General features: G+C 72.8%; 11 protein-coding genes. 1 reads left to right on the forward strand and 10 read right to left on the reverse strand.

Annotation, left to right across the window (positions count from 1 at the left end; genetic code table 11):
• Positions 1-39: 39 nt before the first annotated feature.
• From EI169_RS16520 to EI169_RS04135, 10 genes are all read right to left on the reverse strand, one after another.
• Positions 40-966, reverse strand: coding sequence for a DUF6492 family protein (locus tag EI169_RS16520; protein WP_164515432.1), 927 nt, complete (start codon positions 964-966; stop codon positions 40-42).
• Between the two features lie 31 nt (positions 967-997).
• The gene (locus EI169_RS04095) at positions 998-3,679 is read right to left on the reverse strand and encodes a DUF4082 domain-containing protein (protein ID WP_125131199.1); all 2,682 of its coding nucleotides are present in this window, start codon (positions 3,677-3,679) and stop codon (positions 998-1,000) included.
• A 109-nt stretch (positions 3,680-3,788) separates the two neighbouring features.
• On the reverse strand, positions 3,789-4,757 hold the full coding sequence (locus tag EI169_RS04100) for a glycosyltransferase family 2 protein (RefSeq protein WP_125131200.1): 969 nt from the start codon (positions 4,755-4,757) through the stop codon (positions 3,789-3,791).
• Entirely contained in the window at positions 4,754-5,206 is a 453-nt protein-coding gene (locus tag EI169_RS04105; RefSeq protein WP_164515433.1) for a VanZ family protein, read from the reverse strand. Before EI169_RS04105 ends, EI169_RS04100 begins: the two co-directional genes overlap by 4 nt.
• Positions 5,203-6,228, reverse strand: coding sequence for a PD40 domain-containing protein (locus EI169_RS04110; protein WP_125131202.1), 1,026 nt, complete (start codon positions 6,226-6,228; stop codon positions 5,203-5,205). The genes EI169_RS04105 and EI169_RS04110 overlap by 4 nt, the downstream gene beginning before the upstream one ends.
• Positions 6,225-7,484, reverse strand: a complete 1,260-nt coding sequence (locus EI169_RS04115) for an MFS transporter (RefSeq protein ID WP_240640625.1) — start codon at positions 7,482-7,484, stop codon at positions 6,225-6,227. Before EI169_RS04115 ends, EI169_RS04110 begins: the two co-directional genes overlap by 4 nt.
• 1 nt (position 7,485) lies before the next feature.
• Positions 7,486-8,085, reverse strand: a complete 600-nt coding sequence (locus tag EI169_RS04120) for a hypothetical protein (protein ID WP_125131203.1) — start codon at positions 8,083-8,085, stop codon at positions 7,486-7,488.
• A gap of 183 nt (positions 8,086-8,268) precedes the next feature.
• A complete protein-coding gene (locus tag EI169_RS04125) occupies positions 8,269-9,990 on the reverse strand; it encodes a glycosyltransferase (RefSeq protein ID WP_164515434.1) in 1,722 nt (573 codons plus the stop codon).
• A 129-nt stretch (positions 9,991-10,119) separates the two neighbouring features.
• Positions 10,120-11,010 (reverse strand): WecB/TagA/CpsF family glycosyltransferase, encoded by an 891-nt coding sequence (locus EI169_RS04130; RefSeq protein ID WP_125131205.1) that lies wholly within the window; start codon positions 11,008-11,010, stop codon positions 10,120-10,122.
• A 2-nt stretch (positions 11,011-11,012) separates the two neighbouring features.
• Positions 11,013-12,599: a sugar transferase gene (locus tag EI169_RS04135; protein WP_240640626.1), complete on the reverse strand. Its 1,587-nt coding sequence runs from the start codon at positions 12,597-12,599 to the stop codon at positions 11,013-11,015.
• Between the two features lie 451 nt (positions 12,600-13,050).
• Between EI169_RS04135 and EI169_RS04140 the strand changes: the two genes are divergently transcribed.
• Positions 13,051-13,581 (forward strand): hypothetical protein, encoded by a 531-nt coding sequence (locus tag EI169_RS04140; RefSeq protein WP_125131206.1) that lies wholly within the window; start codon positions 13,051-13,053, stop codon positions 13,579-13,581.
• The last annotated feature ends 3 nt before the right edge of the window (positions 13,582-13,584 follow it).

The raw sequence follows: 13,584 nt of genomic DNA on the forward strand, positions 1-13,584 counted from the left end.
AGTATAGCTCCCTCGGGGGCAGGAGGGAACGGCCGGCCCTCAGGTGGATGGATCGGGCCGCAGCCGCGCGGAGATGCGCTCGACGAGTGCGCGGCGTTCGGAGAGCGTGAACCGCTCGGTGGACTGGATGGCGACGCCCACTGCACCGCCGGAGACCCCACCCACGAAGGCATCCACGCCCGTCGGCGAGGAGAGATCGTAGAACCAGCCCGCGTGGACGAGGTCGTCCGGGGTCGCCTCGTGCTCTGCGCCGTGAGCGACGTCCGCGACGTACACGCCGTACAGGATGTACTCCGACAGCTGCCGCTCGCCGAGCACGCCGATGTCCCAGCGGCGGCCCGTCACATCGGCGATGCGCCGCTGCATCCGACGCACCGTCCCGGCGTCCCACGTGATGAGGTTGCCAATGTAGTCGGCGCCGCTGTAGCCCGTGACGGGCAAGCCGAGCAGGCGCTGGGCGGTCTCGTGCCAGGCGGCGTGCATCGCGCTGTCGGAGGTCGCGCCCGGCACGGCGTACAGGCGCGTGAGCGCGCCGCCGGTCAGGCGCTCGGCGGGTGTCGGCCGGATGAGCACGATGTCGCTGTCGGCGAAGACGATCGTGTCGCTGCGGACGTATGCGGGGGCCGAGAGCTTCACGATCTGCTGGATGATCCAGCCCCGCGCGGGTCCGCGAGGCGTCCACCAGACCTCGCGCAGCCGCCGCTGGAACCGGCCGACGCCGATGCGCTGCGGCAGCGGGATTTTGCGATAGTCGCGGGGGAGCACGTCCTCGACGAGCACGATGCGCCGCCGCGCCGACCGCAGGGGCGCGAACAGCGCGGCATCCGAGCGCGGCACGACGAGCACGTGCTCCACGCGGTCGTCGAGGTGGGCGTCGACGCTCGCGCACAGGTCGTGGGCGAGCGCGAGATCCCCGCGGTAGCTGATCGTGACGAGCGAGGCGGCGATGTCGGGCGCGGTCGTCATGGCCGGCGCGGTCCTTCCCGCGGCGCGCGATTCACCTCAGCGCGACGCGATAGATGTGGTGGTCCTGCTCCGACGCGAAGGAATCGGTGAACGAACCGTTCTCGATCCGAAGTGTACGGCCCTCGCCGACCACCTCCACCGTCCCGGTCATGCCCGCCGGGAGCGTGAAGCTGCGCGCGCCCGTGCCTCCGTCGGTCATGGCGAGGATGTACGCAGCCCCGTCGTGCGCCTTGAGGGCGGTCTCCAGGCCCGCTCCGAAACTCCACGCATACGACGGCGAGTTGATCACCGGCGCCATCGCACGCACTGACGCGTTCACATCTGCCACGCTGCGCCGCAGCGCCTCGCCGCACTCGACGAGCGAGTACATGCCGCACGCGGGATCGTTGTTGTGCTGGAAGTACGCGATGCCGGCGGCCCCGTGGATGATCGCATTCCACACCGCACCCTCGATCTGGTCGCCCGTGATCCGCCGCGCGCCGTCTTCGGTGAGGAACGGCTTGGCCGTCTCGACGAAGACCCAATTGGGCTTGGACGCCGCCGGCGACATGAAGGACTCCATGCGGTCTTGCTGCCAGCCGTACGCTCCCGCCGATGCGGGATCGCGTCCGTCCGGCCAGAACGACGAGTCGCGCAGCAGGTCACCCACGTGCGGGCTCGTGTACGCGTACTTGTCGACGCTCGTGGCATCCACGAGGCCGACGTGGTCGTCCATCGTGGTCGGGGCCCACCACGTGCCGAGGACCCCGTTGCCGAAGTTCGCCTGCAGGAACCGCCCGTCGTTCAGGGCGCGGAACGAAGCCGCGTAGCCGCGCTGGACCTCGAGGCGACCCTGCTCGCCGTTGTCGCGCGACCAGTCCTCGGTGCAGCCGGAGTAGCCCATGTCGCACTCGTCGCTGATATGCCAACCGACCACGCGTGGATCGTCGCCGACTTCGGCCGCCGTCCACTCGCTCTGGGCGAGGACGGAGATTCCCTTCGATGTGATCGAGGACATCGGCGAACCGTCGTGCTCGGCGCCCATGTAGGTGTTGATGCCGATCGCTGCGAGCGAAGAGGCATGGGAGGGCTTGCCGAAGAACACGGCGATCGGGAAGAACGACGGATCGGTCCAACCCGCGCGCGTCGCCTTCGACCACTGGCCGTAGTACGCCGGTCCGCCCCACCACGCCTCGGTCGGAAGCCCGAGTACGGTGCCGGCCGTCGGGCGCGGGCTGGGCGTCGAGGTCGGGGCGGGGGTGGGGGCGAGTGTCGGCGCCGGCGTCGCGGTCGGCTGCGGCGTGGCGGTCGACGTGGGCGACGGCGACGGTGATCCGCTCGGCGACGGGCTGGAGGTGGGCGTCGGCTGGGCCGACGTGGGTGCGAAGCGCACGTCGACGTAGTAGTTCGAGTTGCGGAAGTTCTCCGTCGGATAGGCGCCCTCGCCGTATGCGTAGACGCCGGCGCCCGGCGGGACGGAGAACCACGCGTTCTCGATGCCGACGTCGAAGTAGTGCTCGTCCGCGCTGTAGCGGCCGGCGGCGGCGACGTAGGAGACGACGTACATGCTGCCCGGGGCGACGGCGACGGGCCGGTCGAGCTCCGCCGTCTGCCATCCGGTGCCCTCGTCGGGGAACCGAGCGGTCGCGAGGGCCGTTCCGCCCTCGCTCCACAGCGTGCCGGTGTGCGGACCGGTGTTGGCAGCCGTCCGGTAGAACCGCAGCGCGGTCACGGCCCCATCGACCTTCGGGACGAACCGCATGCCGAGCTCGACCGAACGGCGGTCGGGATCGACGGGCGTCGAGGGCGCGACCTCGGCGCCGAACACGCCGCCGGCCGTCGGGGTGGGTCGGGGGTCGGGCGCGGGAGCGCTCGGCCCGGGGTTCGGCGCTGTCGGCTCGGGCGCCGGGCCGGTCGGCTCCGGGCCGGGTGTCGAAGGTTCCGGCGACGGAGTGCTCGGCGTGGACGGTTCGGGAGACGGAGTGCTCGGCTCGGGCGCGGCGGGCGTCGGTTGAAAGGTCACGTCGACGAAGTAGTTGGAGTCGCCATACACCTGGGTGGGGAACCCGCCCGCACCGTAGGCATAGACCCCCGCGTGGGCGGGGACCGTCAGTTCGGCGGTCTCGGTCGCCTGCGTGAACCAGTACTCGTCGGCGGCGTAGCGGCCGCTGGGCGCGACATACGACGCCGTGTAGAGAACGCCGGCGTGCACGGGCACGGCAGGCTCGAGCGCCACGGTCTGCCAGCCGTCGGGCGACGCGGTGTCGTCGAACGTGGCGCGGGCAAGCACTTCTCCGTCCGGCCCCCACAGCGTGCCGACGTGCGGGCCGGTGTTGTCGGCGGTGCGGTAGAACCGCAAGGCCGACACCGTGCCGTCGGTCCTCGGCGCGAAGCGCAGGCCGAGCTCGACCGAGCGCTGGTCGGGGTCGACCGGCGTCACCGGCACCACATCGTCCGAGAAGACGCCGACGGGCGCGTCGGATGCGGCGGCGAGGGCCGCGGTGAACGACGGCGAGGGCCCAGGGTCGCGCGGGGCGGCAGCATCGCCGAAGACCGACACCGTGACGGCCGTGGCCACGGGCGGCGTAGCCGCCTCGCCGGACAGCCGCGCGAGCACGACCGAACTCACGAGGGCGAGGGATGTCGCGAGGCACACGCACGTCGCGACCAGGAGGGCCAGCACGAGGCGCGAGCCGGTGCGGAGCGGGTGCTCCTCGACAGTGGGGGGCAACATGGGCGGATCGGCTCCTCAGGCGCAGGCATGCGTCGGTCAGCCCCTCCGAGGAGGGTACCAGTGTCGGCGGGCCGCGTCACCGGGCGGGCGAGGATCCGGTCGCGCCGCGTCAGGACGGGCCGGGCTGCGCAGGCGTGTCGGAGCGATCGCGTCGCGCGGCGGGGAGCGAGGACCACGTCGACGCGCGCACGAGATGGCGCAGCGCCGCGCTATGTCCGGCCGAGCGCCCGGCCCGGAGGGCCGATCCCAGGATCGCCGCCGCGCGCACGGCACCCGCCGCGCGCGGCGCGTGCTTGCGCGCGTACCGGACGCGGTTGACCGCCAGCAGGGCGTCGAGCGCCGGCGAGCTCCCCGACCCGCCCTGGCTGTGGTGGACGACCGCGTCGGGGACGTACCGGATGCGGTAGCCGGCGTCGCGCACGCGACGGCAGTAGTCCGTCTCCTCCGAGTAGAGGAAGAAGCGCTCGTCCCACGCGCCGACCCGGGCGGCGACGTCGGCGCGCACGAGCAGCGCGGCGCCGCTGGCCCAGTCGGCGTCGCGCGGCGACGCGTACGCGCCCGCGTCGCGGATCCACTCCGTCAGGCGTGCCGGCCGCCGCCGCCACACCGGCCCGAGCGCGGCGTCCGCGAACGCCCGCAGCACCGTCGGCTCGTGATGCAGCGAGTCGGTCGTGGTGCCGTCGTCGTCGAGGATCCGCGGGGCGGTGACCCCGATCGAGCCGTCCGCGTGGGCCGCCTGGTGCAGGCGCATCACCGCTCCCCGCGTCACGCGCAGATCGGGATTGAGGACGAGCACGTCCTCGCCCGCGCGCACGCGCGCCATGCCGACGTTGATCCCTCCCGCGTACCCGAGGTTGCCGCCCGCGGCGACGGCGATCACATCGTCGTGAGCCGCCGCCACCGCGCGCGTGTCATCGGTCGAGGAGTTGTCCACGAGGATCACGCGCAGCCGGAGATCCGCCGTCTCCGGGCGCAGCGACGCGAGGAGGCCCGGCAGGTCGCGCGCGCTGTTGTAGGTGACGATCACGACGGCCACGTCGGCGCGCGCGGTGGTGTCGGTGTGGAACCGGCCGATCACGGGGTGCCTTCCTGTCGCGTGGCGCGGGCGCGGGCGGCTCGCACCGCGAGCGCCGCGATGACGGCGCCGATCGCGGCGCCGAGCGTGTTCGCGAGCACGTCGCGCGGCGAGGCCATGCGCCCGGGCAGCAGCTCCTGCACGAGCTCGGCGCCGGCCGACAGGGCGAGCGCCAGGACGACGCCGAGCCACACGCGCCGCGACACAAGGGTCACGAGCAGACCCACCGGCACGAACAGTGCGATGTTCGCGGCGAACTCGACCCAGCCCTGGCGCACCATGGCGAGCCCCAGGTCGTCCCGCAGCAGCGCGGTCGTCGCGGCGACCACCCGCTCGGGCGAGACCGGCGAGAGCAGCACCGCGCCGACGATCGCCACGTAGGCCGCGAGCGCCCACGCCGCCCCTCGGCGCAGGCGCCGGCCAGACGCGCCCACCTCGGCCACGGCGGTCATGACCCGCTCCGCACGACCGAGGGCGACCATGCGTGCTCGATGAAGACGACCGGCGCGCGGGAGCCGTCGGCCGCGAGCCGCCACACGTCGGAGTCGCCGACGGCGCCGTCGCGCGGCATGCCGTACAGGAGAGTGGCGTTGTCGAGCCACTCGATCTGGTCGTCGATGCTGCGGTCTTCGGGCAGCGTCGCGACGGCGCCGGTGGCGATGTCGTAGATCGCGGGCGTCCAGTGCACGCTCTCCCCGGCGGCGGACGTCACGCGCTTGAACGCGATGCGCGTGCCGTCGGGCGACAGCGACGGGCACTCGACGTTGGCGGCGAGGGTCGTCAGGGTGCGCGTGCGGAGGTCGCCGCGGACGAGCGCGGTTCCGCCGCTGACGGTGAATCCGACGGTCGCGTAGAAGGTGTCGTCGTCGACGAACGTGATGCCCCAGTAGTTGCGATCGGTCGGAGCGCTCGGAGCTCCGTCCACGAGCAGCGTCCAGTCCTCGAGGTTGCCGCGGTCCTCGCCGTCGGCGGTGTGGATGCTCGTCGCCGTCGAGAACCCGACGGTCGCGTACGAGTCGCCCGTGACGAAGGACGTCGTCGCGACGAGCGATCCGTCCGGCGACAGACGCGTGCGACTCGGGATGCCCGGAAGCGCCCACCGCGCGCGCACCTCCTCGTCGGCGCCGTAGAGCGTCGCCGAGTACGACGGCACGATGCCGCGCTCGATCCGCAGGCACGAGAACTGGTCGGCGCGCGCATCCACCCGGTCGCACGCGACGTCTCCCACGGTGCGGTCGCCGGACGGATCGTCGAGCGCGACGCTCGAGACGAGCCCGTAGGCACTGCCGGGCTCGGTGTTGCGGAACACGATGCGGTCGCCCGCGACGGCCACGCCGGTCGAGGTGCCCGCCGCCAGCGGGGTCGACCGCGTCTCCGTGAAGCGCTGCCAGGCGAGAACCCCGACGACGGCCGTCGCGCCCAGCGACACCGCCGCCACGCCGGCCACGATCGTCCACTTCCCCCGGTCGTTCATGCCTGCTCCGTCTCGCGCCGGCGAAGGAGCGGGCGAAGGATCACCGCGACCGTGGGCACCGCCACCACGAGCAGGGCGGCGACGATCAGGAGCGACACCTCGCGTCCGACCGCGAACCACAGCACGCCGAACGCGGCCGCCGACACGAAGCGGCTGATCGCGACGACCGTCTGGGCGGCGGCGATGCCCGTGCCGCGTGTCGCCGGGGTGGTCAGCTCCGATGCCAGCGCGGACAGCACGCCGTCTGTGGCCGCGTAGAACGCCCCGAGGAAGAGCAGGCACAGCAGCGTCGCGGCGATGTCGGCGACGGGGAGCACCGCCATGACGTACGCGGCGAGGAGCCCGAGGTGTCCCATGACGAACACGCGCGCGCGTCCGACCCGGTCGGCCAGCCGGCCGAGCGGGATGGCGAAGGCGAGGAATGCCACATTCGTGCCGACGTACAGCAGCGGGAACCACTGCGCCGCGAAGTCGCTCCGCGCCTGCAGCACGAGGTACACGAAGCCGTCGCCGATCGTCAGCAGACCCAGCATGCCGGCGGCGGCGAGCACGCGGCGCATCCGCCCCTGCGCGATCTCGCGCCACGAGAAGCGCGGCGCGCGCTGCGCCGCTGCCGCGCGCCGCGCGCGGACGTTGGGCACGATGAGCGCGAGGATCACCACGCCGATGACGGCGAAGGCGAAGGACGCCGCGAACACCGTCGTGTAGCCGTCTGGGATGACCAGGAGGATCACGAACGCGATGAGCGGTCCGAGGGCCGCGCCGATGTTGTCGAGCATGCGGTGCACGCCGAACGCGTGGCCCAGGCGCTCCGGGTCGCTCGTCGCCGTGATCAGGACGTCACGCGGAGCGGTGCGGATGCCCTTGCCGATGCGATCGGCCGTGATGACGGCGATGAGGGCGCCGAAGCCGGTCCACACGAGCAGGCCGGCGCGGGCGACCGCGGCGAGGGCGTACCCGGCGAACGCGACCCACTTCGGCCTGTCCGAGCGATCGGACGTGTATCCGGCCCCGACGCGGACGAGGGCGCTGACACCCTGGTAGAGACCGTCGAGGAAGCCGAAGGCGATCGTGGAGAGTCCGAGCATGCCGGTGATGTAGAGCGGCAGCACGGCCGACACCGACTCGGACGAGATGTCGGTGAGCATCGAGACCACGCCGAGCGTGATGACGGTCGACGAGACCGTGCGGCCCCCGGCGCGGCGGCCGGCCGCGGCGGGCGCCTCCTTGGGCGCGTTCTGCAGGGAGATGTACACGTCACCCCGCCTTCAGCACGCCGTAGACGGTGTAGACGGAGCCGGTGCCGGTCTCCTCGACGGCGACGGAGATGGACGAGTACGCGTCGCCGTAAGACAGGACCGCCGGGTCGTCCGCCGTGCCGCCGGCCATTCCCGCCGCGCTCCAGCGGGCGCCCAGCGCTGAGCGCAGATCGTCCGCGCCGGCGTCCGATCGCGCCCGGAGCGAGAACTGCAGCGTGTCACCGGCGCTCGAGACTGACGAGTCGATCACGGTCGAGCCGTCGGTCGGCCCCGCCAGATCGACCGGGTATCCGCTGACGAGCGACCCTTCGGCGGCGCCCGACGCCGGCAGGGGCGTCTGCACGCGTGGCGTCGCGGCCTCGCGCGCCGGCAGTCGCTCGGGCGCCTGCGTCGGCAGGCCCGCTTCGGGTGGCTGCACTTCGCTGCCTGACACGGGCGTGGCCCCCGGGGCCGGTCCGGAACCGTCCGCGGCCGCGCTCATCCCGGAAGACTCCGCGACCGGCGCGGCCGATCCTCCGCCCGGACCGAGCGCGAGCATGACGGCGAGCGTCAGACCGCCCACGACGACGACCGCCGTGGCGGCGACGACCGCCCACATGCGCGGTGTGAGTGTGCGTGATCCGGTCGAGCCGGACGTGCGCGAAAGCGCTGATTTCCCCATAGAGCCATTCCCCAATTCCTCGCCTCCGGCTCAGCTCGAGCGCCGAAGGTCCGTCCCCAGACGACCGGCCTTCCCAGGGACCGGTCGCTTCGTGAAGCATAACCGCTTGCTGCTCCGGTGTCAGCCCTTCCCGCGGGATGACTCGTCCCGCTCCCACCGCGTCGCGGCCGCGCGTCGCGCCCGGCGGCGGGCGGCGAGGGCGAACGCAGCGAACACGAGTGCGTCGCATGCCGATCGCGGGCCCCGGATGCTGCGGACGAGCTCCTGCACGCTCGATGCCGCCGAGTCGACACCCTGCTGCGCCGGTCCGCGTCGTGCGCGCGTGAGGACGCCGAGCAGCGCCTCCGTCGTGCGGGGAGATGCCACGGACACCGGCGCCGTGTCGGGGAACGTCTTCTCCGCCACGGTGAACAGCCGGTCGACGTACAGGTCGTCGGCGATGACGTCGGGGAAGCTGCCCAGGCGGGCATGCCCCTCGCGGCTCAGCGCGTACACGCCTGCGCCCCACAGTGCGCGCGACATCGACGGCATTCGCGCCCGCGCCCGCTGATAGGCGCGGACGAGAGGCGTCGCGTGTGCGACGTCGACCGAGAAGGTGGGGCGGCCGGCGAGCGCGACGCCGTCGGCGAGCGAACGGATGACGGGCGCGAGCGCCTCCGCAGGCACGCGGATGTCCGCGTCGAGGTACACGCGCGGCCACCGGGTGGCGTGCGCGTCGCCGAGGTTCAGCGCCGCGACCTTCGACGCCTCGTCGGTCTCGAGCACGGTGACGCCGGCGAAGGCGCGGGCGCGGGTGGCGGTGTCGTCGCTGCATCCGTTGCACACGACGATGACCTCCAGCGACCCGTCGGCGGCGAGCTGCGCCAGCGGTGCGAGCGTGCGGGCGATCACCGTCGCCTCGTCGTGGGCCGGCACGATGACCGAGGCCGGAGGCATCTCGACCGAGGTCGACGGTGCCCGGTGTGCGCGACGACGGGGCTCGGCGCCACGCGCGCGACGGGTGCCGGAGACGGCGCGGTACAGACCTGCGAACCGCGGCGCGTAAACCTCTTTATATAGCGACCGATCCACGCGGGCGTCCGCCGCGTGGAGCCGGGCGTCGGTGACGCCACCGGAGCGGCGTGTGGCGCCCGCTGCGGGATCGAACCAGACAGCTCCGCCTGCGTCGCGGATCCGCCGCTGCATGTCGAACAGCACGCCGCGCGGGCCGAAGCGGTCGTCGGAGACGCCCGCGGCGACGGCCGCCGCCCTCGAGAGGAGCAGCACGTCGGAGTCCACCAGGCGGGCGGGGTGCGCCCATGCGTAGGCGCGCGGATCGCGCACGTACTCGCTCAGCACCGCGGGTCGACGTCGCCAGGACGCGCCGAGCACGCGGTCCCCGAGGGCGCCGAGCACCGTCGGTTCGCGCCCGAGGGTGGAGTCGACGTCGCCGTCGGCCGTGCGCACCAGCGGGGCGACCGCTGCCACGTCCTGCCGTGTCCGCGCGCGGGCGAGCAGGCGGCCGACCGCACCCGGGTCGAGCGCCACGTCGGGGGACAGGAAGAGCACGTACTCGGCGTCGCCGGCGGACTCGATCGCGGCGTGCATCGCGCGCGCGGCAGACGTGCGGTGCGACAGCGTGATCAGGTCGACATCGGGGTGCTCGGAGAGCACCGCGGCGGTGCGGCGCGCGCCGGTGCGATCGACGACGACGGTGCGCAGCCGCACCGTCGTCGCGGCACGTCGCAGTTGGTGGACGGTGTCGGCGACCGATCCGACCTCGTCGTCGACGAGGACGATCGCCGCCACGGCGACGTCGCGCTCGGCGAATGCCGACGACGTGTCGGGCCAGGCGAGAGTCACGGGCACATCTCCTCGGATCGGTCGGATGCCCTCACGAAGTCCCGGGTGGGTGAGGGGCTCACCCACCCGGGACCGCTGGGCGCCCGGACGGGTGAGGGGCACACCCGTCCGGGACGTTCAAGTGGCGGCTCATGCTCTTTGGGGGAAAGGCGACCGCCTGACGGCGAGATACGCCGGAGGTCCCTCGATGAGGTACCGTCGCGCCAGCCGCCGTGGCTCGAGCATGAGCCGCCACAACCACTCGAGGCCGACGCGTGACACCCAGCGCGGCGCGCGCGAGACGCGGCCGGCGAGGAAGTCGACGACCGCCCCGAAAGCCAGCAGCGCCCCCGCGCCGGTGGCCAATCCATATGTGTCGATCCATTCCTCCTGCCTCGGCTTCCCGAGGCAGACGAGGAGGATGTCGGTGCCCGCGTCGCGCAGCTCGGCCGCAATGGCGGCCGAGCGTGCAGGATCGTCGAGCTCCTCGCGTGCGGGGGTCCAATGCCCCGCGAACCGGACGCCGGGCCACGAAGCGGCCATGCGGTCCTGGAGTGCTCCGGTCACCTCGGGCGATCCACCGAGCACGGCGACCGTCAGGCCACGCGTGTCGGCGTCGTCGAGGATGTGCGGGATCAGGTCGCTCCCGGCCAGTCGCGGCGCGTCGGCACCCGTGACGCGGTGGACCTGATGCGCGATCGGCGCGCCGTCGATGAGGTGCAGCCACTGCACGCCGCCGTCGCCGAGATGCCGCCGGCCCTCGCCGAAGTGGTGCACGTGATCGAGGTTGATCGACGACACCGCGAGCGGCGCCGGATGCGGCCGCCGGGCCGAGTCGGCGATGACCTGCAGCGCACCGGACTCGTCGGTGACGTGCACCGGGCACGCCGCGATGTCGACGGTCGCGATCGCGTCGAGCCGGTGCGCGGCGTCGCGCTCCTGCCGTGCGGCGGCGCGCGTGGCGGGTGCGACCGGCCCCGCTGCCGGTGCCGCCGCGATACCCGTGCGTGCGGTGGTGATGATGGGCTTCTCGAGTGTCATGGCTAGTACGCCCCCGTTCCGCGGACCATGACCTTCGCCGTGCGGGCGATGATCATGAGGTCGGACATGACCGACCAGTTCTCGACGTAGTGGAGGTCGAGCCGGACGCTCTCCTCCCAGGACAGGTCGCTGCGGCCGCTGATCTGCCACAGTCCCGTGATGCCGGGCCGGATGTACAGCCGGCGGAAGACCGGGCCGTCGTAGCCGCCGACCTCGCGCGGCAGCGGCGGACGCGGGCCCACGACGCTCATGTCGCCGCGCAGGACATTCCAGAACTGCGGCAGCTCATCGAGGGAGTACTTGCGCAGCACCGCGCCGACGCGGGTGACCCGGGGGTCGGAGCGCAGCTTGAACAGCAGCCCCGCGCCGTCGTTCGCCGCGGCGAGCGCCTCGACCTCCGCGTCGGCGCCCACGCGCATGGTGCGGAACTTGATCATGTCGAACTCGCGGCCGTTCAGTCCCACGCGACGCTGGCGGTAGAAGACCGGACCGGGCGAGTCGATCGCAATGGCGAGCGCGATCACCGGAGCGATCAGCGCGATCGGGACCAGGGCGGCGGCCGCGACGGCGATGTCGAGCGCACGCTTGTACGCGTGGCGCGGGCCGTCGAAGGTCGGGATGCGCACCTGCATGAGCGGCAGGCCGTCGAGGTGGCGCAGCGCGATCCGCGGACCCGCGACATCGGTCAGCCGGCTCGAGAGGACCAGGTCGGCGGCCGCGCCCTCGAGCTCCCATCCCAGGCGGCGGATGACGTCGGGATCGGCGAGGTCGCTCGCCACGACGATCGTGTCGGCGCCGACGTCGCGAGCAACTCGCGCGGCGGTCTCCGGCGTGCCGAGGGCCGGATAGCGTCGGGAGCGGACGACCAGCTCGGCCGCGGATTCGCCGTCCAACGTCGTCCCTACGACGTCGTAGCCGAGCCGGTCGTCCCGCTGGAGCGTCCCGATGACGCGCTCGACGTCGGCACGGCGGCCGACCACGAGGGCGCGGGACACGAATTCGCCGCGGCGGCGCTGCGTGTAGAGCCAGCGACGCCACATGCGGCGCGAGGCCAGCAGCGCGAGCATCCCGAGCGGCAGCCCGACGACGAGCTGACCGCGCAGGCCCGGCCACTGGAACGCGACGAAGGCGATGGCGACGAGCCCGAACGCGAGGCCCGTGGCGTGCGCCACGCGGACGTACTCGGTGCTGCCGGTGCCGGTCGTGCGGGGCTCGCGCGTCTGCATCGCCCACAGGGCGATCAGCCACGTGACGGCCGTCGCGAGCGGGATCCGCGCGAGGACCCACGGGTCTTCCACGGCCCAGTCCGGTGCGCTGATGGCCAGGTGGGCGAGCGAGGCGACGACGGTGGTGGCGAGCACCACGACACTGTCGGTGACCGCGAGACGCACGCGGTAGGCGCGCTCCCACGTGAGGCGCCGCTCGAGCGCGGCGGTGGAGCGTGGTCGCATGGCGCGCTCGAGTCCGCCGGCGGCAGTGAGCGTGGGCGAGGTGAAGGCCGGTGCCGTGAAGGCCGGTGCTGCGGCGACGGGCGTTGCCAGCGTGACCGGCCACGCCGCGCCCGCGGTCGCGATCTCGACGGAGCTCATGAGTGGGCTCCGGAGTGCGCGCTGAGGCGCTCGGTGCCGCTCGGGCACCGGTCTACGCGTGCCCGCGCACCGTCGATGATGCGCAGCCGCGCACCTCCGACGGTGCGCGGGTACGCCAAATAACGTCTCCCCATGGACGTCGTTCCCCAATTTTCCCCAGACAGCGGGCCCTATCCCGCTGAGCACCACCTGAGGCGACCATGCTTCCGACCCCAGACCGGAAGGTCTTCGCCGCTCCGACCCCTCGGAGTGGCGACCTCGGCATCTTGCGACGCCTGGTGGCGGGACCGAGCATACGCACACGTCCGCCGAAAAGGAAAGTCCGAATCTCGGCGAGTCTGTGGACGGCCGTTTCCGGCGTGCGGGGTTCCGGGGTATAGTCCTCGACCAGCAGGCACTCCACTGGGGAGTTGAGAGCCTGCGGGCTCATTTTGGGGGGAGCGAAAACCGCATGCGCACGATCGCAAGCGCGGTTCTCGTCGGGGTGCTCTTGGGTGCACCCGCGACGGTGAATGCCGCAGAAGGTAATTACACGCCGGTGAATCCATCGGCTCCGACGCTGGCCGGATCGGCCGTCGCCGCGGGCTGCAGCACGGGCGATCCGATCATCGACTATCGGGTGCAGGTCACCGATCCGCCGGACGGGGTCGTCGCCGATGCGACGCTCGTGCTCGGCACGGGATCCCGCGCGGTGACCGTGGCGCTCGGCACCGTGACGGCCGCCGGGATCTCCGGATCGGTGCCCTGGCCGAGCGACGCGATGGCCGATCCGTCGACGACGGCGACCATCCGGCTCGAGCCGCAGGTGGCCGACCCGCTGACGCTGCCGCTGTCGGCGACCACGTGCGCGCAGCCGGCTGCGCTCGGCGGTCTCGCCGCGACCGGCCTGCCGTCGTGGGTGCCGGCGCTCGGCATCGTCGGGGTCGCCCTCGTCGCGTTCGGAGCGGTCCTGCGGCCGTTCCGTCGTCGTCGCGAAGGCTGACGC

Origin of the sequence: Microbacterium sp. 10M-3C3 (assembly GCF_003931875.1) — a bacterium.
In the GTDB taxonomy this organism is placed as follows: domain Bacteria; phylum Actinomycetota; class Actinomycetes; order Actinomycetales; family Microbacteriaceae; genus Microbacterium.

Coding starts and splice junctions, on each gene's coding strand:
- EI169_RS16520 (WP_164515432.1), bottom strand. CDS start 966: ATGACGACCGCGCCCGACATCGCCGCCTCGCTCGTCACGATCAGCTAC.
- EI169_RS04095 (WP_125131199.1), bottom strand. CDS start 3,679: ATGTTGCCCCCCACTGTCGAGGAGCACCCGCTCCGCACCGGCTCGCGC.
- EI169_RS04105 (WP_164515433.1), bottom strand. CDS start 5,206: ATGACCGCCGTGGCCGAGGTGGGCGCGTCTGGCCGGCGCCTGCGCCGA.
- EI169_RS04110 (WP_125131202.1), bottom strand. CDS start 6,228: ATGAACGACCGGGGGAAGTGGACGATCGTGGCCGGCGTGGCGGCGGTG.
- EI169_RS04120 (WP_125131203.1), bottom strand. CDS start 8,085: ATGTGGGCGGTCGTCGCCGCCACGGCGGTCGTCGTCGTGGGCGGTCTG.
- EI169_RS04130 (WP_125131205.1), bottom strand. CDS start 11,010: ATGACACTCGAGAAGCCCATCATCACCACCGCACGCACGGGTATCGCG.
- EI169_RS04135 (WP_240640626.1), bottom strand. CDS start 12,599: ATGAGCTCCGTCGAGATCGCGACCGCGGGCGCGGCGTGGCCGGTCACG.
- EI169_RS04140 (WP_125131206.1), top strand. CDS start 13,051: ATGCGCACGATCGCAAGCGCGGTTCTCGTCGGGGTGCTCTTGGGTGCA.